This is a genomic window from Rhodovulum adriaticum (assembly GCF_004345735.1).
GTDB classification, from domain to species: Bacteria; Pseudomonadota; Alphaproteobacteria; order Rhodobacterales; family Rhodobacteraceae; genus Rhodovulum; species Rhodovulum adriaticum.
In genome coordinates, this window is the sequence record NZ_SLXL01000012.1 from 1 (window position 1) to 23457 (window position 23457).

21 protein-coding genes, 2 tRNA genes, 1 pseudogene and 1 riboswitch are annotated in these 23457 nt (G+C 65.3%); of the genes and pseudogenes, 9 read left to right on the forward strand and 15 right to left on the reverse strand.

Features of this window, described 5'->3' with window-relative positions; all coding sequences use genetic code 11:
- Positions 1 to 108 precede the first annotated feature (108 nt).
- Positions 109 to 765 (forward strand): annotated as a pseudogene (locus EV656_RS13395) (hypothetical protein); the annotation flags it as partial.
- A 51-nt stretch (positions 766 to 816) separates the two neighbouring features.
- Here the strand turns inward: EV656_RS13395 and EV656_RS13400 are convergent.
- The 6 genes from EV656_RS13400 to tgt form a co-directional block, all read right to left on the reverse strand.
- On the reverse strand, positions 817 to 1947 hold the full coding sequence (locus tag EV656_RS13400) for a BLUF domain-containing protein (RefSeq protein WP_132604959.1): 1131 nt from the start codon (positions 1945 to 1947) through the stop codon (positions 817 to 819).
- 104 nt (positions 1948 to 2051) lie between these two features.
- Positions 2052 to 2256, reverse strand: a riboswitch (cobalamin riboswitch).
- Between the two features lie 368 nt (positions 2257 to 2624).
- Positions 2625 to 2700 (reverse strand) — tRNA-Val (locus EV656_RS13405).
- Between the two features lie 186 nt (positions 2701 to 2886).
- Positions 2887 to 2961 (reverse strand) — tRNA-Val (locus tag EV656_RS13410).
- 13 nt (positions 2962 to 2974) lie between these two features.
- Positions 2975 to 3394, reverse strand: a complete 420-nt coding sequence (locus EV656_RS13415; protein ID WP_132604961.1) for an HU family DNA-binding protein — start codon at positions 3392 to 3394, stop codon at positions 2975 to 2977.
- Between the two features lie 149 nt (positions 3395 to 3543).
- Complete coding sequence (gene lon, locus EV656_RS13420) at positions 3544 to 5952, reverse strand: endopeptidase La (RefSeq protein ID WP_132604963.1); 2409 nt, start codon at positions 5950 to 5952, stop codon at positions 3544 to 3546.
- Between the two features lie 184 nt (positions 5953 to 6136).
- On the reverse strand, positions 6137 to 7267 hold the full coding sequence (tgt, locus tag EV656_RS13425; RefSeq protein ID WP_132604965.1) for a tRNA guanosine(34) transglycosylase Tgt: 1131 nt from the start codon (positions 7265 to 7267) through the stop codon (positions 6137 to 6139).
- Between the two features lie 70 nt (positions 7268 to 7337).
- Here tgt and rimK point away from each other — a divergent pair, with 70 nt between their 5' ends.
- Positions 7338 to 8750 carry a 30S ribosomal protein S6--L-glutamate ligase gene (gene rimK, locus EV656_RS13430; RefSeq protein WP_132604967.1) on the forward strand — a complete coding sequence of 471 codons (1413 nt, stop codon included), beginning with the start codon at positions 7338 to 7340 and terminating at the stop codon, positions 8748 to 8750.
- Between the two features lie 102 nt (positions 8751 to 8852).
- Entirely contained in the window at positions 8853 to 9485 is a 633-nt protein-coding gene (locus EV656_RS13435) for an alternative oxidase (protein ID WP_132604969.1), read from the forward strand.
- A gap of 7 nt (positions 9486 to 9492) precedes the next feature.
- On the opposite strand, the gene EV656_RS13440 is transcribed toward EV656_RS13435, so the two are convergent.
- A complete protein-coding gene (locus EV656_RS13440; RefSeq protein WP_132604971.1) occupies positions 9493 to 9861 on the reverse strand; it encodes a PAS domain-containing protein in 369 nt (122 codons plus the stop codon).
- A 123-nt stretch (positions 9862 to 9984) separates the two neighbouring features.
- Here EV656_RS13440 and EV656_RS13445 point away from each other — a divergent pair, with 123 nt between their 5' ends.
- The 3 genes from EV656_RS13445 (at position 9985) to tpiA (ending at position 11732) form a co-directional block, all read left to right on the forward strand.
- Positions 9985 to 10347 carry an SUF system Fe-S cluster assembly protein gene (locus EV656_RS13445; protein ID WP_132604973.1) on the forward strand — a complete coding sequence of 121 codons (363 nt, stop codon included), beginning with the start codon at positions 9985 to 9987 and terminating at the stop codon, positions 10345 to 10347.
- Positions 10348 to 10527: 180 nt separating this feature from the next.
- Positions 10528 to 10896 carry a HesB/IscA family protein gene (locus tag EV656_RS13450; RefSeq protein ID WP_132604975.1) on the forward strand — a complete coding sequence of 123 codons (369 nt, stop codon included), beginning with the start codon at positions 10528 to 10530 and terminating at the stop codon, positions 10894 to 10896.
- Positions 10897 to 10982: 86 nt separating this feature from the next.
- Entirely contained in the window at positions 10983 to 11732 is a 750-nt protein-coding gene (gene tpiA / locus EV656_RS13455; RefSeq protein WP_132604977.1) for a triose-phosphate isomerase, read from the forward strand.
- A gap of 94 nt (positions 11733 to 11826) precedes the next feature.
- Here the strand turns inward: tpiA and EV656_RS13460 are convergent, their stop codons facing one another.
- The 3 genes from EV656_RS13460 to EV656_RS13470 form a co-directional block, all read right to left on the reverse strand.
- Complete coding sequence (locus EV656_RS13460) at positions 11827 to 13224, reverse strand: TRAP transporter large permease (RefSeq protein ID WP_132604979.1); 1398 nt, start codon at positions 13222 to 13224, stop codon at positions 11827 to 11829.
- Between the two features lie 2 nt (positions 13225 to 13226).
- The gene (locus tag EV656_RS13465; RefSeq protein WP_132604981.1) at positions 13227 to 13922 is read right to left on the reverse strand and encodes a TRAP transporter small permease; all 696 of its coding nucleotides are present in this window, start codon (positions 13920 to 13922) and stop codon (positions 13227 to 13229) included.
- Positions 13923 to 14007: 85 nt separating this feature from the next.
- Positions 14008 to 15009 (reverse strand): TRAP transporter substrate-binding protein, encoded by a 1002-nt coding sequence (locus EV656_RS13470; protein WP_132604983.1) that lies wholly within the window; start codon positions 15007 to 15009, stop codon positions 14008 to 14010.
- 305 nt (positions 15010 to 15314) lie between these two features.
- Here EV656_RS13470 and EV656_RS13475 point away from each other — a divergent pair, with 305 nt between their 5' ends.
- On the forward strand, positions 15315 to 16133 hold the full coding sequence (locus tag EV656_RS13475) for a ferredoxin--NADP reductase (protein WP_132604985.1): 819 nt from the start codon (positions 15315 to 15317) through the stop codon (positions 16131 to 16133).
- A 79-nt stretch (positions 16134 to 16212) separates the two neighbouring features.
- On the opposite strand, the gene EV656_RS16610 is transcribed toward EV656_RS13475, so the two are convergent.
- Complete coding sequence (locus tag EV656_RS16610; protein WP_165919013.1) at positions 16213 to 17058, reverse strand: flagellar basal body-associated FliL family protein; 846 nt, start codon at positions 17056 to 17058, stop codon at positions 16213 to 16215.
- A gap of 177 nt (positions 17059 to 17235) precedes the next feature.
- Here EV656_RS16610 and infC point away from each other — a divergent pair, with 177 nt between their 5' ends.
- A complete protein-coding gene (infC, locus tag EV656_RS13485; protein WP_132604987.1) occupies positions 17236 to 17781 on the forward strand; it encodes a translation initiation factor IF-3 in 546 nt (181 codons plus the stop codon).
- Positions 17782 to 17925: 144 nt separating this feature from the next.
- Positions 17926 to 18561 carry a LysE family translocator gene (locus EV656_RS13490; RefSeq protein ID WP_132604989.1) on the forward strand — a complete coding sequence of 212 codons (636 nt, stop codon included), beginning with the start codon at positions 17926 to 17928 and terminating at the stop codon, positions 18559 to 18561.
- 40 nt (positions 18562 to 18601) lie between these two features.
- Here EV656_RS13490 and EV656_RS13495 read toward each other — a convergent pair whose 3' ends face one another.
- From EV656_RS13495 to EV656_RS13510, 4 genes are all read right to left on the reverse strand, one after another.
- Positions 18602 to 19390: an FAD binding domain-containing protein gene (locus EV656_RS13495; protein ID WP_132604991.1), complete on the reverse strand. Its 789-nt coding sequence runs from the start codon at positions 19388 to 19390 to the stop codon at positions 18602 to 18604.
- Between the two features lie 11 nt (positions 19391 to 19401).
- Positions 19402 to 21768 carry a xanthine dehydrogenase family protein molybdopterin-binding subunit gene (locus EV656_RS13500; RefSeq protein ID WP_132604993.1) on the reverse strand — a complete coding sequence of 789 codons (2367 nt, stop codon included), beginning with the start codon at positions 21766 to 21768 and terminating at the stop codon, positions 19402 to 19404.
- A gap of 46 nt (positions 21769 to 21814) precedes the next feature.
- The gene (locus EV656_RS13505; RefSeq protein WP_132604995.1) at positions 21815 to 22300 is read right to left on the reverse strand and encodes a (2Fe-2S)-binding protein; all 486 of its coding nucleotides are present in this window, start codon (positions 22298 to 22300) and stop codon (positions 21815 to 21817) included.
- Between the two features lie 81 nt (positions 22301 to 22381).
- Complete coding sequence (locus EV656_RS13510) at positions 22382 to 23368, reverse strand: XdhC family protein (protein WP_132604997.1); 987 nt, start codon at positions 23366 to 23368, stop codon at positions 22382 to 22384.
- Positions 23369 to 23457: the final 89 nt, after the last annotated feature.

Sequence of the window (23457 nt, forward strand, 5' to 3'; positions counted from 1 at the left end):
AAGCAGAGGAGGCATTCTACGCACGCTTGAAAGCCAACGAAAAAGCAGCCTAATCATTGAACCAGAAACTCTCCGGTAAACCCGGGGCGGTTCAGGTCCGCCTATGCCCAATCCCTGACAGAACGCCCGATGAAGGGCATGCTGACCGGGCCGGTGACGATCCTGCAATGGTCCTTCGTCCGTGACGACCAACCGCGCGAGGCGACCTGCCGCCAGATCGCGCTGGCCATCCGCGACGAGGTGATCGACCTGGAGGCTGCCGGCCTGCCTGCGATCCAGATCGACGAACCGGCGTTCCGCGAGGGGCTGCCGCTGCGCCATGCGGACTGGTCGCACTATCTGAACTGGGCGGTGGATGCGTTCCGGCTGTCCTCCTCGGGTGTGCGCGACGACACACAGATTCACACGCACATGTGCTATTCCGAATTCAACGACATCATCGCCGCCATCGCCGAGATGGATGCCGACGTGATCTCGATCGAGACATCGCGCTCGGACATGGAACTGTTGGATGTGTTCGGGCAGTTCAAATACCCCAACGAGATCGGGCCGGGCATCTGGGACATCCATTCGCCCCGCGTGCCGCCGCAGGCAGAGATGGCCGCGCTGTTGCGCAAGGCCGCCGAGGTGATCCCCGCCGAACAGCTTTGGGTGAACCCCGATTGCGGGCTCAAGACCCGCGGCTGGCCCGAGGTGAAGGCCGCGCTTGCCAATCTGGTGGCGGCGGCGCGGGGGATGCGGCGGACGGCACTGGCCGCCGAATAGGGTATCGGGGCGATGCGCGGGGGAATGGCCCGCGCATCCCCCGGCCTGCATTCAGTGCATCCTCGCGCCCGGCCGCGCCGCGGCCAGCGCCGCGACCGCGGACCAATCGACCCCACGGCCCGCAAAGGGCGCGCGGGCCTGCGTCAGAAACTCCAGCCGGTCGGGCCATTCAGACAGGGCGCCTGTGGCCCGCCCGCAGGTCAGGACCGTCCGCCCGGGACGCTCTCCGGCCAGCCATGCGCCAAGCGCCCGCGCACGCCGCGCATCGCCCGCATCGATTCCAAGGCGTCCACCATAGACCATGACAGGGCATCCTTCGGTGGCGTCCAGAACCGGGGCCAGGGTCCGCGTCTGGGCCGCAGGCAGGAATTTCACCGAATACCCCGATGCGCGCAGCAGGTCGGCCTTTACCATCGCGCCGATAATCTCTGTGGCATTCTCGGGCACCAGCAGGACGACCGCCCCCCGAGACTGGATCGGTTCGCAGGACCGGCCCGCGCGTAACAGCAGTCGGTTCAGCCGGACGCTCGCCAGGGCGACATCCAGCCCCGTGAACCTGTCCTCGGTCCAACCCTGCGCAAGCATTCGGCACAGCGCATCGGTGAAAGCCGCCCGCGCGCGCGGCGAGGTCAGCAAAACCTCGGGCAAGGGCGCAAGCGCGGCCTCGCCCCCCTTGGCAAGGGGCTGGACAAGGTCAGCTGCGAGATCCTCCCAGATCGGACCGCCCAACCCATCCGCCAGGTAAAGCCGGGCAGCGGCATCAAAGGCGCGGGCTGCCTGCGCCGCCCGGGTGCGGCCGCGATCCCCGCCGGCCAGCGGAACCAGGATGGCCGCGCCATCGGATCCGGTCGGCCCGATAACCCGCATCGACCAGTCCGAAAACCGCCGCTGCCCGATCCAGCCCGCACATAGAACGGCGACCTCCTCATGGCGCGGATCTCGCTCGATCCGGGCCATCAGGTCACACACCTCTGCCGCCGGCCCTTCGAGCCACTGCAAAAACAGCCCGTGGCCGTGCAGCAGAACGCCGGACACCCCCCTTTCGCGGTTCTGCCCCGCCGAGGCAACGGCAAGCGCCTCGGCCTCGGGCCGGGTCAGCGCGCGGCGGGCGCGGCTGACATAGGCCAGCCTGAACACATTCGTTTCATCGGTCCGTGCGGGAAGCGCTTCGCTCAGCAGCATCCATGAGATCTCCACCCTGGGTGGCGGGATGTGGCCGGGTGCGCATGACCTGTCCGGCCGCCTTGGCCGGTCCGCACCGTGTCCGCCGGGGCACCCCGCCCGTTGTCAACACCAAGCAGATGGCAGGTCTCCTGGCTCGTGGGTCGTCGCCTGTCCGGACCTTCCCGGGCACATCGCCCAGTGGCATTTCCGAACCCGCTCGCCACATACAGTTGCGGGGGCAGCCGCGGCCCTGGCACAAGGCCTTACCGCGTTCCCTTTTCAGGCACGCCCCAGTCGGACGCGCACACCATCTGGCACGATGCTAAGTGACCGCGCCCCCCTTGTCGAAGGAAACCTGCCAACCGCGACACCGCCATTCCGAATTTGACCTGGGATCGCATTGATCTGCCACGGAACAGATCGACCCGCGCAAGAGCGCGCGATGGCCGGTCTATGGCGCCACGCAACGCCAATCGGCGCGCCGTCCTGCAAAGGCCCGACTGGCAGCCCCGCCGGATCATGTCGTGGACTGGGCAGATCGATGACGGGGTACTGCCAGCGCCGTCGAACGTAGCTACGCCCGAATCTCCCCCAGCACCTGCGCCGCACGGCGGATGTGGTGGACTTAAGGAAACGGCGACAGGTTCAGTGAACCCGGGCGCACCTCGCAAATATCTGCAAGCCACTGAAAGGACTGGTGGGCGATGAGAGGCTCGAACTCCCGACATCCTCGGTGTAAACGAGGCGCTCTACCAACTGAGCTAATCGCCCGATGCACGGGGTTTAGACCGCGCCGCGCCCATAGCGCAAGCCCCTGCCCCGCACGATCTTGTCCCGTTCAGGTTGCGGCTGCTTCAGCGCCGGTCGCTAGCTATCCCCTGCCGCCAGGCCGGGGGTCCACATGCGTGGCTGCGAAAACGCCAGCCACCAGAGAACGGCGGCATAAATTGCAGAAAATGGTGGGTGATGAGAGATTCGAACTCCCGACATCTTCGATGTGAACGAAGCGCTCTACCACTGAGCTAATCACCCGGTAGCGCGGCTTTTAGCTTTCCTCGCCAGGCTCTGCAAGGGGGGTTTTCACCTCTTCGGCGGCCTGGTCTGCCGCTTGCTGCGAGCGGCGAATCCGGGTGATCAGGACCTCGCCGTTTTCCTTGTCCTTGCGGTTCGTGACCATCAGCTTGCCGAAGGGCTGCAGGTTCATCGTCCGGCCCTCAGACACTGTCTGTCCCAGCACCGCCAGCATCGCCTCGACGACGGGTTTGACGTGCTTCTTCTTCTCGCCCGAGGCGGCGACGACCTTTTCGATCAGGTCGCTCTTGCGCAGTTCGTCCGCCGTTTCGCCAGCCCCGGTATCGGCCTGCTCCGCACCCTCGGTCACGCTGGCGTCGGGGGCGTTGCGGGCGGTGGTGGCTTTGCGAACGGCGGTCGTGCTACGCGTGCGCGTGGTCGTTGCTTTGGTCATGCTGCCCCTGCTGATTGTGGTTCATGCCTCTTGAACCGCATCATATCGAAGGACGCAGAAAATTTCCATCCGCAATACCGGCGAAAACGAAACGCGGCGCGCCACTTGGGCGCGCCGCGTCATGTCACATGTCAGCGTATTGCGCGGGATCAGTGGGCGATCTGGCCCGCCCCGGCGCCTGCGGCCGCCTTGGCGGCCTGCGCGGCGGCCTCTTCGGCCTCTTCGTCCCAATCGATGGCCTCGGGCTGGGCGACCAGCGCGTGATCCAGCACATCCCGCACGTCAGAGACGGGAATGATCTCCAGCCCCTCCTTCACGTTGTCGGGGATTTCGCGCAGGTCCTTTTCGTTTTCCTGGGGGATCAGCACGGTCTTGATCCCGCCACGCAGCGCGGCCAGCAGCTTTTCCTTCAGCCCGCCGATGGCCAGCACCTGCCCGCGCAGGGTGACCTCGCCGGTCATGGCGATGTCCTTGCGCACCGGGATGCCGGTCAGCACCGACACGATGGAGGTCACCATCGCAATGCCCGCCGACGGACCGTCCTTGGGCGTGGCGCCCTCGGGGACGTGAACGTGGATGTCCCATTTTTCGAACCGGGGCGGTTTCACCCCAATCTCGGGCGCGATGGAGCGGACATAGCTGGAGGCCGCATCGATGGATTCCTTCATCACCTCGCCCAGCTTGCCGGTCGTCTTCATCCGGCCCTTGCCAGGCAGTTTCAGCGCCTCGATGGACAGCAGGTCGCCGCCCACGCTGGTCCAGGCCAGCCCGGTGACCACGCCGATCTGATCCTCTTTCTCGGCCAGGCCATAGCGGAACTTCTTGACGCCCAGGAAATCCTCCAGCGTGTCGGGCGTGATTGTGACCTTTTCGGCCTCTCTCTTGATCAGCTTGGTCACCGCCTTGCGGGCCAGCTTGGCGATCTCGCGCTCCAGGTTCCGCACGCCCGCCTCGCGGGTGTAGTAGCGGATGATGCCGGTCAGGGCCTCTTCGGTCAGTTCGAACTCGGACGCCTTCAGGCCGTGGTTCTTCATCTGCTTGGGCACGAGGTGGCGCAGCGCGATCTCGCGCTTTTCGTCCTCGGTATAGCCCGCAAGGCTGATGATCTCCATCCGGTCCAGCAACGGCCCGGGCATGTTGTAGCTGTTGGCCGTGGTCAGGAACATCACGTTGGACAGGTCGTACTCGACCTCCAGGTAATGGTCGACGAAGGTGCCGTTCTGTTCGGGGTCCAGAACCTCCAGCATGGCGCTGGCCGGATCGCCCCGGAAATCCTGGCCCATCTTGTCGATCTCATCCAGCAGGATCAGCGGATTGGTCGTCTTGGCCTTTTTCAGCGCCTGGATGATCTTGCCGGGCATGGAGCCGATATAGGTGCGCCGGTGGCCGCGGATTTCGGATTCATCGCGCACGCCGCCCAGGGAAATACGGATGAACTCGCGCCCCGTGGCGCGCGCCACGGATTTGCCCAGCGAGGTCTTGCCCACGCCCGGCGGGCCGACCAGGCACAGGATCGGGCCTTTCAGCTTTTTGCTGCGCTGCTGCACGGCGAGGTATTCGACGATGCGTTCCTTGACCTTTTCCAGCCCGTAATGATCGTCGTCCAGAATGCTCTCGGCCCGGGTCAGATCCTTTTTCACGCGGGATTTCACGCCCCACGGGATCGCCAGCATCCAGTCCAGGTAATTGCGCACGACCGTCGCCTCGGCCGACATCGGCGACATCGACTTCAGCTTCTTGATTTCGGCCTCGGCCTTTTCGCGCGCCTCTTTCGACAGCTTGGTGTTCGCGATGCGCTCTTCCAGTTCGGCGATCTCGTTCTGGCCCTCATCGCCATCGCCCAGTTCGCGCTGGATCGCCTTCATCTGTTCGTTCAGGTAATACTCGCGCTGCGTCCGCTCCATCTGGGATTTCACGCGGGTCTTGATCTTCTTCTCGACCTGAAGGACCGACATCTCGCCCTGCATCAGGCCGTAGACCTTTTCCAGCCGCTCGGCGACGGACAGGGTTTCCAGCAGTTCCTGCTTCTGATCGACCTCGACGCCCAGATGCCCGGACACCAGATCGGCCAGCTTGGCCGGCTCGCGCGTTTCGGCCACCGCCGACAGCGCCTCTTCGGGGATGTTCTTCTTGATCTTGGCGTAACGCTCGAACTCGGCCCCGACAGAGCGCAGCAGAGCCTCGACCGCGGCGGGGTCACCCGCCACCTCGTCCAAGGTTTCGGCGTGGGCCTCGAAAAAGGCCTCGTTCTCGACGAAATCAGTGATGCGCACGCGGGTCTTGCCCTCGACCAGCACCTTCACCGTGCCGTCGGGCAATTTCAGCAGTTGCAGCACGTTGGCCAGAACCCCGGCGCGGTAAATACCGTCGGAGTCGGGATCGTCCACCGCCGGGTCGATCTGGGCCGACAGCAGGATCTGCTTGTCGTCCTGCATCACCTCTTCCAGCGCGCGCACGGATTTCTCGCGCCCGACGAAAAGCGGAACGATCATGTGGGGGAATACCACGATGTCGCGCAGCGGCAGGACGGGGAAGGATTGACTCAGTTGCTCGGTCATATGGGTTCCTTGGCTATGGCAAGAGGACACCGGCCCCGATCGCGGCAGCCTTGCGGCCCTCTCCTGTCTGGCACAATATCTGGGGCCGGACGGCCCACATTCAACCAGAGTCTTCGTTGCGGCTTGGGATTCAGCATGCCCGTCCGCGCCTGCAGGCGCAAGCGCGGTTTCCGGCGGTTTCGCCCTAAAGCGGCGGGATATCGCCCTGGGCCCGCTGGGCGTGGAACGCCTCCTGCCAGTCGGCAAAGCGCCCCTCGGCGATCGCCGCACGCATGCCGGCCATCAACTCTTGATAATAATGCAGGTTGTGCCAGGTCAGCAGCATGGACGCGATGATTTCCTGCGCGCGAAATACATGATGCAGGTAGGCGCGCGAATAGTTGCGGCAGGCCGGGCAGGTGCACTGTTCGTCCAGGGGGCGGGGATCGTCGGCGTGGCGGGCATTCTTGATGTTCACAACGCCCCGGCGGGTAAAGACCTGCCCCGTCCGCCCCGACCGCGTGGGCAGAACACAATCCATCATGTCGATGCCGCGGGCCACCGCACCGACGATATCGTCGGGCTTGCCCACGCCCATCAGGTAGCGCGGCTTGTCCACCGGCAGGCAATCGGGGGCATAGTCCAGAACGTCGAACATGGCCTCTTGCCCCTCGCCCACGGCCAGGCCACCGACCGCGTAGCCGTCAAAGCCGATGGCTTTCAGCGCCTCGGCGGATTCCTCGCGCAGCTCGCGCGTCACGCCGCCCTGCATGATCCCGAACAGCGCATGGCCCGGCCGGTCGCCAAAGGCGGCCTTGGACCGTTCCGCCCACCGCATCGACAGGCGCATGGCGCGGGCGACCTCCGCGTCGGTGGCGGGCAGTGCGGGGCATTCGTCGAAACACATCACGATGTCCGACCCCAGCAGGCGCTGGATTTCCATGCTGCGTTCCGGGGTCAGGGTGTGGCGCGAGCCGTCGATATGGCTTTTGAAGGTCACGCCCTCCTCGGTCAGCTTGCGCAGTTCGGCCAGGCTCATCACCTGAAAGCCACCGGAATCGGTCAGGATCGGCCCCTGCCAGTTCATGAAACGGTGCAAGCCCCCCAGCCGGTCGATCCGTTCCGCCGTGGGCCGCAGCATCAGGTGGTAGGTGTTGCCCAGGATGATATCGGCCCCGGTCGCGGCCACGCTGTCGGGCATCATCGCCTTGACCGTGGCCGCCGTGCCCACCGGCATGAAGGCCGGCGTGCGGATTTCGCCCCGCGGCGTCGAGATGACACCACTGCGTGCCTTGCCATCGGTAGCCTTAAGATCGAAGGTGAACGCAACCGTCATAGTTCTTCCCGCCTGAACCCCTAGACGAGGGTTCATAGGCGATTCTGACCGGAATCCAAGGAGACCCCGCATGAGCGAGACCGAAATCCCCGAACCGGACCTTTTCCGCCTGGGCTGGGAAGAATGGGTCGCGCTGCCGGGCCTTGGGCTGCCGGCGATGAAGGCCAAGGTCGATACCGGGGCCAAGACCTCGGCGCTGCATGCATTCGACATCGAACCTTTCGGCCCGGCCAGCCGCCCCAAGGTGCGGTTTGCCATTCACCCGATTCCCGGGCGCGAGGATCTGTCGATCCCCTGCTCGGCCGAAATCGTGGACCGGCGCGAGGTCATCTCCTCCAACGGCGAATCCGAATGGCGCTATGTCATCGCGGCAGAAATCCAGATCGGCCCCCGCACCTGGCCGATCGAACTGACCCTGACCAATCGCGGGGGCATGGCCTATCGGATGTTGCTGGGCCGCCAGGCATTGGGCGAGGATGTTGTCGTCAGCCCGGGCGACAGTTTTTGCCAGCCAAAGCTGTCCTATGATGTCTATCACACGTCCGAGGTGCGCCAGGTCGCGCCGCTGCGCGTTCTGCGCATTGCCGTGCTGTCGCGCGAGGGCAAGAATTACTCGACCACCCGGCTGGTGGACGAGGGCGAGAAGCGCGGCCATGTGGTCGAGGTGATCGATACCACCCGCTGCTACATGGCGCTAAGCGCGCTGTCGCCCGAGGTTTATTACGACGGCACGCGCCTGCCCCGCTACGACGCGATCATCCCGCGCGTGGGCGCCTCCGTCACCTCTTACGGGACGGCCGTGATCCGCCAGTTCGAAACCATCGGCACCTATTGCGTGAACGGGTCCGAAGGCATCACCGCCAGCCGGGACAAGCTGCACGCCCACCAGATCCTGGCCCGCCACAAGATCGGCATGCCGATGACGGCCTTTGCCGCCTCGCCCAAGGACACGAACAACCTGATTTCGCTGGTCGGCGGGGCACCGCTGATCGTGAAACTGCTGGAATCGACCCAGGGCAAAGGCGTGGTGCTGGCCGAAACGAAAAAGGCCGCGGAATCGGTGATTACCGCGTTCCGGGGGCTCAAGGCCTCGTTTCTTGTCCAGCAATTCGTAAAGGAGGCCGCGGGCGAGGATATCCGCTGCCTGGTGGTCGGCAACAAGGTGGTCGCCGCGATGAAACGGACCGGGGCCGAGGGCGATTTCCGCTCGAACCTGCATATGGGCGGCAGCGCGACGGCGGTGCGCATCACCAAGGCCGAGCGCGAAACCGCCGTGAAGGCTGCCCGCGCCTTTCGCCTGAACCTGGCGGGGGTGGACCTGCTGCGCTCGGAAACCGGGCCCAAGGTGCTGGAGGTCAACTCCTCGCCCGGGCTGGAGGGGATCGAGAAGGCCTCGGGCAAGAACATCGTCGGGCTGCTGTATGACGAGATCGAGAAGCGCGCCCGACCGCTGCCCATCCCCAAGGGGCGGCGGCGCAGCTGACGCCGATCACATCGCCGTGCGCACGGGGCACATCCCGTCGCAGGGCGATTGACCGGGCGCGTCGCCGGACAAGCTGTTCCCCCAATGACCAGGAGGGAACCGATGTTCGACAAATCCCACGACCCGGTGGCGGAGCTGAACCGCCACAAGACACCCGAGGATTTCGGCGACCGCGTGGCGCTGCGGCTGGTGAAATTCATGCGCGTCTTTGCCGACGCGTTCTTTGCCAAGCGCTATGGCCACCGCGCAGTGGTGCTGGAAACCGTGGCCGCCGTGCCCGGCATGGTCGGCGGCATGTTGCAGCACCTCAAGGCGATCCGCCACATCCGCGACGATCAGGGCTGGATTCGCGAATTGCTGGACGAGGCCGAGAACGAGCGGATGCACCTGATGACCTTCATCAAGATCGCGCAGCCCACGGTTCTGGAACGCGCGATCATCCTTGTCGGGCAGGCGCTGTTCTTCAACGCGTATTTCTTTCTCTACCTGCTGTTCCCGCGCATCGCGCACCGCGTCGTGGGTTACCTGGAGGAAGAGGCCGTCATCAGCTACACGCAATATCTGGCGCAGATCGACGCCGGGCAGGCCGAAAACGTGGCCGCGCCGCGCATCGCGATCGACTATTGGTCCCTGCCCGAAGACGCCCGCCTGCGCGAGGTGGTGATCGCCGTGCGCGCAGACGAGGCCGGACACCGCGACCGCAACCATGAAATGGCCGACAGCCTGACCGGCTGAATACCCCTCAGACCGGGTTTTGCGCCCCCGCGAAATACAGCAGCCGCCCGTCCTCGTCGAAGATCGGGCGGATGCGCAGCCGGTTCATGAAGGGCGTGCCATCCTTGCGGTAATTCAGGATGTCGATGGTAAAGGTCGTCTGCGCCTTCAGGGCATGGCGGATCGCCTCTACCGCGTTGGGGTCGGTCCCCTCCCCCTGCAAAAACCGGCAGTTCTGGCCCACGGCCTCTTCGGCGCTGTAGCCTGTCTGCCGCTCGAATTCCTCGCTGACATAGATCATCGGGTTGTCGGGCAGGTGCGGATCAGAGATGACGACGCTCATCTCCTGCTCTTCCGTTTCCAGCAGCCCGCGCGCCTGGTCAAAGGACAAGTTCATCTTCGGCCTTCCTTTCTGCTTGCCCAATCGCTATCCCGCCCGTGTGGCCGGGACAAGTCAATCGCGCTCTGGACGGCGCCGCGCCCTTTCCTTATATCTTTTGTAGGAATTGCAGGAGCCCCAATGTCCGAGCCTCAGGAAAAGCTCGAGGGAACGCCCCTCATCAAGCCGTCATCGACCGAGCACCCGCTTTACGAGCAGGTCGTCGAGGCATGCCGCAGCGTTTATGACCCGGAAATCCCGGTCAATATCTACGACCTGGGTCTGATCTACACGATCGAGATCGACGCCGAGAACGCGGTTCACATCACCATGACCCTGACCGCGCCGGGCTGCCCGGTGGCGGGCGACATGCCCGGCTGGCTGCAAGAGGCGGTGGAACCCGTGGCCGGCGTCAAACAGGTGGACGTGGACATCACCTGGGATCCGCCCTGGGGCATGGACATGATGTCGGACGAGGCGCGGCTGGAACTGGGCTTCATGTAGGCGCGATGCCACTTAACCCGCGCTGACATCAGCACGGACGCTGACACCTGTCGGTGTGCGCCTCTATATTCCCGGCTCAAACACTCAAGAAACCGGCACATTCCGCCAAACACGGCCCGCGCCCCTTGAGTGCCCCGGTGCAAGCCCCTACCCTTAAGTGGGAAAAGGGAGCCACGAAACATGTTCGGAATACCCGGCAAAGCACCGGTCACACTCACCCCTGCCGCGGCGGCGCAGGTGGCGAAACTCATGGCGCGCGACAGCGGCGCCGGTCTGCGTATCGGCGTCAAGAAGGGCGGCTGCGCGGGCATGGAATACACGATGGAGGTCGTGACCCAGACCGACCCCCTGGACGAGGTGGTCGAACAGGACGGCGCCCGGGTGATGATCGCGCCGATGGCCCAGATGTTCCTGTTCGGCACCGAAATCGATTACGAGGTGTCGCTGTTGGAATCAGGCTTCAAGTTCCGCAACCCTAACGTGGTGGATGCCTGCGGCTGCGGCGAGTCGATCAAGTTCCGCGACATGGACGCCCCCGCCGAAGGCTGACCCGCCCACGCGGCGAATTGGGCTGTTCCGCCGCGCGCCCAAATGCCCTAGGAAAGCCGTCAAAGCAATTCCAAGGGAGTGAGGACATGCGCAAGAAACTGGCCGCCGGCAACTGGAAGATGAACGGCACCGCCGCCGCCCTGGAAGAGGTGACGGCCCTGGCCGGCGCCCACCCCAGGCCCGTTGCCGACATCCTGATCTGCCCCCCGGCCACACTGATCGACCGCATGGCCACGGTCGCCAAGGGCACGGCCATCGCCCTGGGCGGGCAGGATTGCCACGCCGCCCATACCGGCGCCCATACCGGCGACATCGCCGCGCACATGCTGGCCGATGCGGGCGCGACCCATGTCATTCTGGGCCATTCCGAGCGCCGCACCGACCACGGCGAAACCGACGCGGATGTCCGGGCCAAGACCCTGGCCGCGCTGGATGCCGGGCTGGTCGCCGTGGTCTGCGTCGGCGAAACCGAAGGCCAGCGCGACGCGGGCGAAACGTTGAACGTGATCGGCACGCAACTGGCCGGATCGCTGCCCGACGAGGGCGTGACCGGCGCAACGGTCGTCGTCGCCTATGAACCCGTCTGGGCCATCGGCACCGGCCGCGTGCCCACCATCGAACAGATCGCCGAGGTGCACGATTTCATGCGCGCCGAACTGGCCAAACGCTTCGGCGATGTGGCCGAGGGCATCCGCCTGCTTTACGGCGGGTCGGTCAAGCCTGCCAATGCGGCGGAAATCTTCGCAACCTCGAACGTGGATGGCGCGCTGGTGGGCGGCGCCTCGCTGAAGGCGGTGGATTTCTCGGCCATCATCTCGGCGCTGGAAGTGGCCTGAGCGGCACCCAGTATCCCGAAACGCACAAAGGGCCGCGCGATCTGCGCGGCCCTTTTCGTTTGGCTGGCGCCACCCACAAGGGGCGGCGCACCATCTAGTTCACGATGATCTCTGGCCCCATCAACGCCGTTGGCAGCGCGGTAGACAGCCAGGGCACATAGGTCACCAGGATCAGGAACACGAACAGCACGCCCAGGAAGGGCAGCGCCGCCTTGACCACGCGCATCATCGGCATGCCCGCCACGCCCGAGGTCACGAACAGGTTCAGACCCACCGGCGGCGTGATCATCCCGATTTCCATGTTCACCACCATGATGATGCCCAGATGGATCGGGTCGATCCCCAGTTCGATCGCGATGGGGAACACCAGCGGCGCCACGATCACGATCAGGCCAGAGGGTTCCATGAACTGACCGCCGATCAGCAGGATGATGTTGACCATCACCAGGAACATGATCGGGCCAAGCCCGGCCTCCAGCATCGCGCCGGCGATCTGTTGCGGGATCTGCTCGTCGGTCAGGACGTGTTTCAGGATCAGAGCGTTGGCAATGATGAACATCAGCATGATGGTCAGCTTGCCCGCATCCAGCAGGGTGCGCCGCGTATCGGCATGGACGAAGCCGGTCAACAGCGCCTGCGGGCGGCGCATCAGGCTGACCGGGGCGCCCCCCTCGCCCGCCGCCTTCAGCGGGCCCATGTCGCGGTAGACAAAGACCGCGATCACGAAGGCATAGACAGAGGCAACCGCCGCGGCCTCGGTCGGGGTAAAGATGGCGCCGGTCACGCCGGGAATGCCGTAGATGCCGCCCATGATGATGACGATCAGCATCAGGCCCCAGAACGCATCCCTGAAACTGGCGGCAACCTCGCCCCAGCCCTGCCACTGGCCCTTGGGCATGTTGCGGATCGTGGCAATGACATAGATCGACACCATCAGCATCAGGCCCGCCAGCAGACCCGGAATGACGCCCGCTAGGAACATCCGGCCCACCGACACATCGGTCGCCGAGGCATAGACCACCATCACGATGGAGGGCGGGATCAGGATGCCCAGCGTACCCGCGTTACAGATCACACCGGCGGCGAAATCGTTGGTATACCCCACCTTGCGCATCGCCGCGATAACGATAGAGCCGATGGCAACCACCGTCGCGGGCGACGACCCCGACAGGGCGGCGAACATCATGCAGGCGAAAACGCCCGCAATCGCCAGACCGCCGCGCAGATGCCCCACGCAGGCGATGGAAAAGCGGATGATCCGCCGCGCCACGCCGCCCGTCGACATGAAGCTGGAGGCCAGGATAAAGAACGGGATCGCCAAGAGCGTGTAATGCCCCGCCATCGCCTGATAGAGCGATTGCGCAATCGACGCCAACGACGTGTCCGAAAAGGCCAGCAGGAAGATGATCGAGGCCATGCCCAGCGACACCGCGATCGGCACGCCGATCAGCAGGAACCCGATCACCATCGTGAAAAGAAGGACGACATCCATAATCAGTTGCCTCGCTCGGCGGCCACTTCCTCGACCGCGTCTTCAGCCTCGTGGCTGACGATCAGCCCCTCCTGGCGGCCGGTCACGATGCGCCAACCCGCCTGCAGCAGGCGATACAACATCAGCGCAACCGCGAAGGGGATCATCGTGTAGGGCAGCGCCACCGGGAGCTTTTCATACGGATCCTCGCCCTCGGGCAGGAACAGATACTCCAGCGGCGCGCGCAGGATCTCGGGCATCGGGATCCGCTCTGTCGGGACGTAGCCGCGGTAATCCCAGGGTTTCATGTCCTCGAACCCGGTGGGGAACCAGCGGCCCGTGGTCGGCGCAAGGTTGGCATAGGGCGCCCAGTAATCATACGCGCCCTTCATCAGCAGCAGCGCATAGGCCATACAGACGGCCAGCGCCAGGAACGCCATCAACCGCCGTGGCCCGTGGCCCAGCATGTTGATCACCGCGTCCACGCCCAGGTGCATGGTGATCTTGAACCCGTAGGCGATGCCGAACAGCACCAGCCAGGCAAACAGCACCAGCGTCAATTCCAGGCCCCAGATCAGGCCGGAATTGAACCCGTATCGCAGCACGACGTTGACGAATGTCACCAGGGCCATCAGCCCCAGCAGCGTTGCGATCACCGTTTCCTCGACCGCGTGCACGGCTCGCGCCAGCGCGGTCTTGGGGCGGTAAGATGCGCTCATCCCCTCGGCCCTCCGGTCATGTTCGGCTAATCCCTCGAAAGGCGACGGCCCGAGAATCGGGCCGTCGCGTGATATGCAAAGCGCCTTAGTTCTGCGCGTTGATTTCCTGCGCGGCGGCGATGGTGTCGGCGCCAACGTCACCCTCGAACTGGGCCCAGACCGGCTTCATCGCGTCGACCCATTCCTGGCGCTGCTCGGCGGTCAGCTGGCGCACTTCGCCGCCGGCGTCGATGATCGCCTGCTTGGCGGCCTGGTTCACAGTGAAGGACTCGGAGTTGCGGGTCTCGGTCACCTCGGCCAGGATGGTGGCCAGCTGGTCGCGCACGTCGGCATCCAGACCGTCCCACCACTCGACCGAGGTCACGACCAGGTAGTCCAGGATGCCGTGGTTGGTCTCGGTGATGCCGTCCTGCACCTCGAAAAACTTCTGGCCGTAGATGTTCGACCAAGTGTTTTCCTGCCCGTCGACGACGCCGGTTTGCAGCGCGCCGTAGACCTCGGAGAACGCCATCGGCTGCGGGCTGGCGCCCAGAGCCTCCATCTGCGCGACCAGAACATCAGAGGTCTGCACGCGGAATTTCAGGCCCGCGGCATCGCTGGGCGACAGCAGCGGCTTGTTGGCCGAGAACTGCTTCATCCCGTTGTGCCAGAAGGCCAGCCCCAGCAGGCCGCGGCGCGCCATGGAACCTTTCATCGCCTCGCCGGTCTCGGACGCCTGGAACGCGTTCACCGCATCGATGTTCTTGAACATGAAGGGCAGATCGAAGATGCGGAACTGCTTGGTGTATTTCTCGAATTTCGACAGCGAGGGCGCAGCCATCTGCACGTCGCCGTTCAGCATGGCCTCCAGCACCTGGTCGTCGTTGTAAAGCGTGGAGTTGGGGTAGACCTCCATGCAGGCCACGCCATCCATTTCGGCGTTCACGCGCTCGGCCAGCAGGGTGGCAGCGATGCCCTTGGGGTGGCGGTCAGAGTTGGTGACGTGGCTGAACTTGATCACCATCTCGCCATCGTCGCAGGCCGCGATCGCGGAACCGGCGGAGAAAGACAGCGCCACGGCAGCGGCGGCGGCAGTCACGAATTTCATGTGCTATCCTCCCAGATAACCGTTCTGATTGTACCGCCCGTTTCGGGGGCGGTGACCGACTATCACCGATGATAGCCGATGTCTCAAGAAAAACGAAAGCAGCGCCCCGCGCAGCCGCCCCGACGCCTGCGACAATCGTGCTTGATCTGTGTCATGGTCGCGCGGCCCGCGTTTTGGAAAACCCGTGCGGACGGGAAACGCCGGGCCCGCGTGCCCGGTCCGTGCGAAGGAAGAGGGGTTTCCCCACCCTGCGAGGACACCTATAGGAGAGGAGCGGGACCGAAGGCCCCGTTGCGTGATACATCATGAACCAGCAGAGCGCCGTGACCCAGACCGCCGCCAAGAAGACCCTGCCCGACGCGCAGACCGTGACCGAGGTGCGCCACTACACCGACGATCTGTTCTATTTCCGCACGACGCGGCCGCAGTCCCTGCGCTTCCGCTCGGGCGAATTCGTGATGATCGGGCTGCCCGGCGACGACGGCAAGCCGATCATGCGGGCCTATTCCATCGCCTCGCCGTCCTGGGACGACGGGCTGGATTTCTACTCGATCAAGGTGCAGGACGGCCCGCTAACCAGCCGCCTGCAACATATCAAGCCCGGCGACGAGATCATCCTGCGGCCCAAGCCGGTGGGAACCCTGGTGCTGGACGCGCTGCTGCCCGGCAAGCGACTGTGGTTCCTGGCCACCGGCACCGGCATCGCCCCCTTTGCCAGCCTGATGCGCGACCCCGAGACATACGAACAGTATGACGAGGTCATCATGATGCACACCTGCCGCCATGTGGCAGAGCTGGAATTCGGGCGCGAGCTGGTCGAAAGCCTGCCCGAGGATCCGCTGATCGGCGAGTTCGTCGGCGACAAGCTGAAATACTACCCCACCACTACCCGCGAAGACTTCAAGACCATGGGCCGGGTGACCGACAACCTGACCTCGGGCAAGGTGTTCGCCGATCTGGGTCTGGGAACGGACAAGATGGACCCGGCGATCGACCGCGCGATGATCTGCGGTTCGCTGGCGTTCAACAAGGATCTGATGGCCATCCTGGATGGCTGGGGCCTGCGCGAAGGCGCCAATTCCGAACCGGCGGAATACGTGGTCGAAAAGGCCTTCGTCGGCTAAATCGCGACGATGTAAAAACAAAACCCCGCAGGCCATCGGCTTGCGGGGTTTTTTCGTTCGGGTGCGCGCTGGCGTTGGCTTACTCGCCGAGCGCCTCTTGCACGCGCGTCTGCACCTCGTCGATCAGGGACGGGGCGGTCCGTGCACGCTCTACGATCTCGATCAGCGTGCGTTTTTCCGCCTCGCCAAGGTCCGATCCCTCGATCCGCGCGACCAACGCATCCGCGTCGAACCCTTCCGATGCGGGCGTCGCCGCCTGTTCGGCTGCCTCGGTCGCCGTATCCTCGGCAGGGGCCGTTTCTTGGGCCGGTTCGGCGGCCTGCTCTGTGGCGGCTTCCTCTGTCGCCTCGACCGCGTCCGTCGCGCCTTCAGCGGCTTCGGTTGCCATATCTTCCGCCGCTTCGCTTGCGTCGGTGGCGATGTCTTCAGCGGCCTCGGCCGCATCGGTCGCCATATCGGCAGCACCTTCAGCGGCTTCGGTCGCCGTCTCTTCCACTGCTTCGCTAGCATCGGTGGCGATGTCTTCGGCAGCTTCGGTCGTTTCGGTCCCCATCTCGGCCGCGTCTTCCGCCGCTTCGGTCGCCATATCTTCGGCTGCCTCGACGGCCTCTTGCGCCATATCGGCCGCGCCTTCGGCGGCCTCGGTCGCGGTTTCCTCAACGGCCTCGACCGCGTCCGCTGCCATCTCGGCGGCGGCATCAGCCGCTTCGCCCGCGGCGTCCATCACCTCGTCCGCGGTTTCCTGCACCGCCTCCACCGCGTCTTCGGCCGCGGCCGTGCCCTCTTCAATCGCCTCCTCCGCCTCGCTCACGGCCTCTTGGGCTGCCTCCTCGGGCTCGGGCGCCGTCGATTGGCTGGCATACCAATAGTAACCGCCCCCGGCCAGGGCGGCGAGCACGACGACAATTGCAACTATACGTCCCATCGCGGTCTTCCCTCCGACTCTGCGATCATCCAATACCCTAAGGGTGGGTGCGCGCACGCCCCACCGCAAGCCCATGCGGCGCCGCAGCCCCGATCCGGCGGATTAGCCGCTTGAAACACCCCATCGCGGCGGGTAATTTGAGATCTGGACAACAGCAACGGCAACAGGAGCATTCCCATAGCCCGCAGACCGCACAACGCGCCCCCCACGCGCGACACTGGCCCCCGCGTCAACCAGCGCATCCGGGCCCCCGAAATCCGTTTGATCGGCGCCGAGGGCGAAAATATCGGCGTCGTGCCGCCCGCCAAAGCGATGGCGCTGGCCGAGGAGGCTGGGCTTGACCTGGTCGAAATCTCGCCGAACGCCACGCCGCCGGTCTGCAAGATCATGGATTTCGGCAAGTATAAATATGAAACGCAGAAGCGCGAAGCCGAGGCCCGGAAAAAGCAGAAGATCATCGAGGTCAAGGAGGTCAAGTTCCGCCCGAACACCGACACCCATGACTACGGCGTCAAGATGCGCAACGTCTTCAAGTTCCTGGAAAACGGCGACAAGGTGAAGGTGACCCTGCGGTTCCGTGGGCGCGAGATGGCACACCAGAATCTGGGACGCGAGTTGCTGGAACGGGTGGCCGAGGACGTGAAGGAAATCGGCAAGGTCGAAAACATGCCGAAGATGGAAGGCCGCCAGATGATCATGATGATCGGACCGCTGGCCAAGTAACGGCGACCGACCCACCCCCGAATGCGAACGCCCCGCCCCTAGGCGGGGCGTTGTCGTTTGGCAGGGCCGGACACCGCGCTTGACGGGCGCGGGCGTGGGCGGCACGCTCGCCCGATCCCGCCATTTTCGCGCAGGCCAAACGCCATGACATATGCCGATATCCTGTCCTTTGCCCTTGTCGCCACGCTATTGACCCTGACACCGGGGCCCAACGGGGTGTTGATTGCCCGCACGGTGCCGGGGTCCGGGCGGCTGGCGGGGTTTGCCAATATCGCGGGCTTCGTCACCGCCTTCGGGCTGCACGGGGCGCTGTCGGTCCTCGGGATCTCGGTCCTGCTGGTGCAATCGGCGCAGGCCTTCATGGTGGTCAAGCTGTTGGGCGCCGGCTACCTGATATGGATCGGGGTCAAGGCGCTGCGCGCCGCCTTTGCCGCCGATCCGCAGGCAGGAACCCCGCCGCCGCCGCGTCGCCGGTCGCTGCGCGCCGCCTATGCCGAGGGGGTGTTGACCAACGCGCTGAACCCCAAGGTTTCGATGTTCTACCTGGCGGCGTTTCCACAGTTCATTGCCCCCGGTGAAACGCCAGTTGCCGGGGCATTCCTGCTGGTCGCGCTGCATGCGGGCATCGTGGCCGCTTGGTTCGGCACGCTCACGATGATGTTCGCGCGGCTTGCCCGCGCCACCCGGTCAGGCGCATTTCGCCGCTGGGTCAACGGAATCACCGGGCTGGCCTTCGTCGGTTTCGGCGCCAAGCTGGCGACCTATCGGCCCAACCTATAGCGTGCAGGCCCCGCGCCCTGGGGACGCGGGGCGCGCGTTTTCACACCGCGTCGCGCACGGCCCGGGCGGTCATCACCCCCACCAGATGCGCGCGGTAGTCCGGCGTGCCGTGCAGATCGCCGATCATGTCGTCGGACGGCACGCTCAGCCCCGCGATGGCCTCGGGGCTGAAATCGGCGGACAGGGCCGCCTCGGCCTCGGTCCAGCGGAACACGCCCTCTTCAGACGCGCCGGTCACGGCCACGCGCACCCCGTCGGGGTATTTCGCCACGAACACCCCCACCAGCGCAAAGCGTGAGGCGGGCTGTTCAAACTTCATATAGGCGGCCTTCTCGGGCAGGGGGAAGCGGACCTCGGTGATGATCTCGCCCTCGTCCAGGGCCGTTGCGAACATCCCCTGAAAATAGTCGTCCGCCGCGATCTGGCGCGCATTGGTCACGATGGTCGCGCCAGAGGCCAGCGCCGCCGCCGGGTAGCAAGCCGAAGGGTCGTTATTGGCCAGGCTCCCGCCGATGGTACCGCGGTTGCGCACCGCCGGATCGCCGATCTGGGCGGCCAGACAGGCCAGGGCCGGATAGCTGCCCGCCGCCTGCTCCGCCACGGCGGCATGGGTCGTCGCCGCGCCGATGGTCAGCGCGCCATCGTCGGCCCGCACGCCGCTCAGTTCAGGGATCGCGGTCAGGCTGACCAGTTTCGAGGGCTGCGCCAGACGCTGTTTCAGCGTCGGGATCAGCGTCTGCCCGCCGCCCAGGGCCTGAGCGTCCTCGTCCTGCAGCGCGGCCAGCGCCGCGTCCAGCGTGGCGGGGCGGTCGAAATCGAATGCATACATGATGTGCCTCCTCAGCCCTGCATGGCGGCCCAGACGCGCGCGGGCGTCAGGGGCATGTCGATATGGGTGACGTTTGTATGGCCTGACCGTTGCAGCGCATCCACCACCGCATTGACCACGGCAGGGGGCGAACCGATCGCCCCGGCCTCGCCACAGCCCTTTACGCCCAGTGGGTTATGGGTGCAGGGCGTCTGGCAGGAATGGTCGACTGTAAAGGACGGCATGTCACCGGCCCGCGGCATGGCATAGTCCATGTAGGAGCCGGACAAGAGCTGGCCGTATTCGTCATAGGCCGCACCTTCCAGCAGGGCCTGCCCGATCCCCTGGGCCAGCCCGCCATGCACCTGCCCGTCCACGATCATCGGGTTGACGATATTGCCGAAATCGTCAGCCGCCGCAAAGGAACAGATTTCCACCTTGCCGGTGTCGGGGTCGACCTCCACCTCGCAGGAATAGGCACCCGCCGGATAGGTGAAGTTGTTGGGATCGTAGAAGGCCGTTTCCTCCAGCCCCGGTTCTATTTCCTCCAGAGGGTAGTTGTGGGGAACGTAGGCCGCCAGCGTGACATCGCCCCAAGCGACCGACTTGTCGGTGCCGGCCACGGTGAAGGCGCCGTCCTTCAGCTCGATATCCTCGGGCGCGGCCTCCATCAGGTGGGCAGCAATCTTCTTGGCCTTGGCGATGATCTTTTCGGTCGCCCGCACCATCGCAGAGCCGCCGACCGCCAGCGAGCGCGAACCATAGGTGCCCATGCCCATCGGCGTGTTGGCGGTGTCGCCATGGACGATTTCGACCATGTTCTCATCAATGCCGATCATGTCGGCCACGACCTGCGCGAACGAGGTTTCGTGCCCCTGCCCGTGGGAATGGCTGCCGGTCATCACCACCAGACCGCCGGTCGCGTTCACCCGCACCGTTGCCGATTCATACAGCCCAGCACGCGCGCCTAATTGGCCGACCAAATGCGACGGCGCGATCCCGCAGGCCTCGATATAGCTGTTGATGCCCAGGCCGCGCAGCTTGCCGCGCGCCTTGCTGTCGGCCAGCCGTTTTTCGAACCCGGCCAAATCCGCGATCTCGGCCAGCTTGTCCATCGTGGCGTGGTAATCGCCGGTGTCGTATTCCACCGCGACGGGCGTGGCATAGGGAAACTCGGTGATGAAATTCTTGCGCCGAATGTCCACCGGATCCATCCCCATCTCGCGCGCGGCCTTGTCGATGACGCGTTCCAATTGGAACGTCGCCTCGGGCCGCCCTGCCCCGCGATAGGCATCAACTGGCACGGTGTTCGTGAACACCGCCTTGACGTTCACATAGATCAGCGGGGTCTTGTAGTTGCCCGCCATCAGCGTACCGTGCAGCCATGTGGGCACCGAGGGCGCGAAGGTGGACAGATACGCCCCCATATTCGCGTAGGTTTCCGTGCGCAGCGCCTGGAAATGCCCCTCCGCATCCAGTGCCAATTCGATCTTGGTGACGTGATCGCGGCCATGGGCATCGGTGATGAAGGATTCGCTGCGCGTGCAGGTCCATTTCACCGGGCGGCGCAGCTGTTTCGCGGCGAAGGTGCAGAACGCCTCTTCGGCATAGTGGAAGATCTTGGAGCCGAAGCCGCCGCCGACATCGGGCGCCACCACCCGCAGCTTGTGTTCCGGGATGCCGAGGACAAAGGCGCCCATCAGCAGCCGGATCACATGCGGGTTCTGGCTGGTGGTATAGAGTGTGGAGTCCCCGGTCGCAGGCGCGTAATCGCCCACCGCCACGCGGGGTTCCATCGCGTTGGGGACCAGCCGCTGGTTGACCAGTTCCAGCGTGGTGACATGGGCCGCCTTTTGAAAGGCCGCGTTCACCGCCTCGCGGTTCTCCTCGACGAAGCCCCAGTCATAGCACAGGTTGCCGGTCAGATCGTCGTGCACCTTGGGCGCGCCTTCCGCCAGCGCGGCCTTCATGTCCAGGACGGGTTCCAGTTCCTCGATATCGACCTCGACCGCCTCGGCGGCGTCGCGGGCCTGCTCCAGCGTTTCCGCGACGACCACGGCGATGGGATCGCCCACATGGCGCACCTTGCCCTGGGCCAGAACCGGATGGCCGGGTTCCTGCATCGGCTGTCCGTGCCGGTCGGTCACCTGCCAGCCGCAGGGCAGACCGCCCACGCCCTCGAAATCCGCGCCGGTAAAGACGCGGATCACGCCGGGCATGGCCGCGGCCGCGGCGGTATCGACCCCGTTCAGCCGCCCATGGGCCACCTGGCTGCGCACGAAAACCGCATGGGCCTGACCGTGCAGGTTGATGTCGTCAGTATAGCGGCCCTGTCCCGTCAGGAACCGCACATCCTCGCGGCGCTTGGACGGCGCCCCGATGCCGTGATCTTTCGGCATGTCTTATCCTCCCTGTTGACGCGGACCTCCCCGCCCGCGCGGCCGCCTATTCGGCGGCGATGGCGCTCACGTCCTGGCCCGAGGCCGCCATGATCGCCTTGACGATGTTGTGATAGCCGGTGCAGCGGCAGATATTCCCCTCCAGATAGGCGCGGATCTCGGCCTCGCTGGGGTGTGGATTATCGGCCAGCAGCGCCGCGGCCGACATCACCATACCCGGCGTGCAGAACCCGCATTGCAACCCGTGGTGATCCTGGAACGCCTGCTGGATCACGGAAAGCGAGCCGTCGGCATTGGCCATCCCTTCGATCGTCACCACCTCGGCACCCTCGGCCTCCTGCGCGAACATGGTGCAGGATTTCACCGCGCGGCCGTCCACATGCACCACGCAGGCACCGCATTGGCTGGTGTCGCAGCCCACATGGGTTCCGGTCAGCCCCAGCCCCTCGCGCAGGAACTGCACCAGCAGGGTGCGGCCTTCCACCTCGCCGGACACAGGCCGTCCGTTCACGGTCATCGAGACCTTGGTCATTCCTCTCCTCCCTGTTTATTGACCTGAGTAAAGCACGCAGGTTGCAGTTTGAGAACCATTCAATTTCGCGGGCGCGGCGGCTCAGCCCTTGCGCAGACGCTCGACGATCTGGGACAGGATGGATACAGCGATCTCACCGGGGGTTTTCGCGCCGATATCCAGCCCAACCGGGCCGTGGATGCGCGCGATCTGCGCAGGCGTGACCCCGGCCGCCTGCAGCCGCGCGACGCGCTTGGCATGGGTGCGGGTTGACCCAAGGCAGCCCAGGTAGAACACGTCCGAGGCCAGCGCCGCCAGGATCGCGGGATCGTCCAGCTTGGGGTCGTGGGTCAGGGTCACGACAGCGGTGCGCCGGTCCAGCCCGTGGGCGGCCAGCGCGGCATCGGGCCAATCCTCGACGATTGCCTCCCCCGGAAAACGCGCGGCAGCGGCAAAGGCCGGACGCGGGTCGATCAGCGTGGGCGACAGCCCCGCCAGCCGCGCCATGGGGACCAGTGCCTGTGCGATATGCACCGCGCCGATAATCGCCAGGCGCAGGGGCGGATTGTGGATGTGAACAAACCAGTCCCCCTCGAAGCCGGACTTGTCGCTGCGCATCCGCTCGGCGATGACCGCCCCAAGCTCCGGGTCGCGCCCATCGGCCAGTCGCCGTGCGCCCTGCTCGGGCGCGATCAGGTAGGCAATGGGGCGGCGCGCGGCGCGGGCGGCGACCAGCTCGGCCAGTATGGATTCCGGTAGCGCCGCCCCCACGGGTTCCACCAGCACGCGGATGCGCCCGCCGCAGGCCAGGCCCACGGCAAAGGCGTCCTCGTCGCTGACACCGAATTCCAGCAGGCGGGGCTGGCCATCGGCCAAGGCGTCCATCGCCTCGGTCACGACGGCGCCCTCCACGCAGCCGCCAGAGACAGAGCCCGCCATGTCGCCCGCGCCCGAAACCGCCAGCTGGCTGCCGACCCCGCGCGGCGCGCTGCCCCATGTTTCCAACACCGTGGCCAGGGCCGCGCCCTTGCCCGCGCGGTGCCAATTCAGCGCGATCTCGGGGATCGCGTCGTGATCCGTCTGGTTCATGGTTCATCCTCCCTGCGCCGATTGTGCCGCGCAGACAGGCCAAGGACCAGAACGGAAAACGCCGTGGACCGGGGTCCACGACGTTCAGT

Bases quoted from the DNA above. Each gene is read 5' to 3' on its own strand.
- EV656_RS13400 (WP_132604959.1), bottom strand. From the start codon at position 1,947: ATGCTGCTGAGCGAAGCGCTTCCCGCACGGACCGATGAAACGAATGTG.
- EV656_RS13415 (WP_132604961.1), bottom strand. From the start codon at position 3,394: ATGACCAAAGCAACGACCACGCGCACGCGTAGCACGACCGCCGTTCGC.
- lon (WP_132604963.1), bottom strand. From the start codon at position 5,952: ATGACCGAGCAACTGAGTCAATCCTTCCCCGTCCTGCCGCTGCGCGAC.
- tgt (WP_132604965.1), bottom strand. From the start codon at position 7,267: ATGACGGTTGCGTTCACCTTCGATCTTAAGGCTACCGATGGCAAGGCA.
- rimK (WP_132604967.1), top strand. From the start codon at position 7,338: ATGAGCGAGACCGAAATCCCCGAACCGGACCTTTTCCGCCTGGGCTGG.
- EV656_RS13435 (WP_132604969.1), top strand. From the start codon at position 8,853: ATGTTCGACAAATCCCACGACCCGGTGGCGGAGCTGAACCGCCACAAG.
- EV656_RS13440 (WP_132604971.1), bottom strand. From the start codon at position 9,861: ATGAACTTGTCCTTTGACCAGGCGCGCGGGCTGCTGGAAACGGAAGAG.
- EV656_RS13445 (WP_132604973.1), top strand. From the start codon at position 9,985: ATGTCCGAGCCTCAGGAAAAGCTCGAGGGAACGCCCCTCATCAAGCCG.
- EV656_RS13450 (WP_132604975.1), top strand. From the start codon at position 10,528: ATGTTCGGAATACCCGGCAAAGCACCGGTCACACTCACCCCTGCCGCG.
- tpiA (WP_132604977.1), top strand. From the start codon at position 10,983: ATGCGCAAGAAACTGGCCGCCGGCAACTGGAAGATGAACGGCACCGCC.
- EV656_RS13460 (WP_132604979.1), bottom strand. From the start codon at position 13,224: ATGGATGTCGTCCTTCTTTTCACGATGGTGATCGGGTTCCTGCTGATC.
- EV656_RS13465 (WP_132604981.1), bottom strand. From the start codon at position 13,922: ATGAGCGCATCTTACCGCCCCAAGACCGCGCTGGCGCGAGCCGTGCAC.
- EV656_RS13470 (WP_132604983.1), bottom strand. From the start codon at position 15,009: ATGAAATTCGTGACTGCCGCCGCCGCTGCCGTGGCGCTGTCTTTCTCC.
- EV656_RS13475 (WP_132604985.1), top strand. From the start codon at position 15,315: ATGAACCAGCAGAGCGCCGTGACCCAGACCGCCGCCAAGAAGACCCTG.
- EV656_RS16610 (WP_165919013.1), bottom strand. From the start codon at position 17,058: ATGGGACGTATAGTTGCAATTGTCGTCGTGCTCGCCGCCCTGGCCGGG.
- EV656_RS13490 (WP_132604989.1), top strand. From the start codon at position 17,926: ATGACATATGCCGATATCCTGTCCTTTGCCCTTGTCGCCACGCTATTG.
- EV656_RS13495 (WP_132604991.1), bottom strand. From the start codon at position 19,390: ATGTATGCATTCGATTTCGACCGCCCCGCCACGCTGGACGCGGCGCTG.
- EV656_RS13500 (WP_132604993.1), bottom strand. From the start codon at position 21,768: ATGCCGAAAGATCACGGCATCGGGGCGCCGTCCAAGCGCCGCGAGGAT.
- EV656_RS13505 (WP_132604995.1), bottom strand. From the start codon at position 22,300: ATGACCAAGGTCTCGATGACCGTGAACGGACGGCCTGTGTCCGGCGAG.
- EV656_RS13510 (WP_132604997.1), bottom strand. From the start codon at position 23,368: ATGAACCAGACGGATCACGACGCGATCCCCGAGATCGCGCTGAATTGG.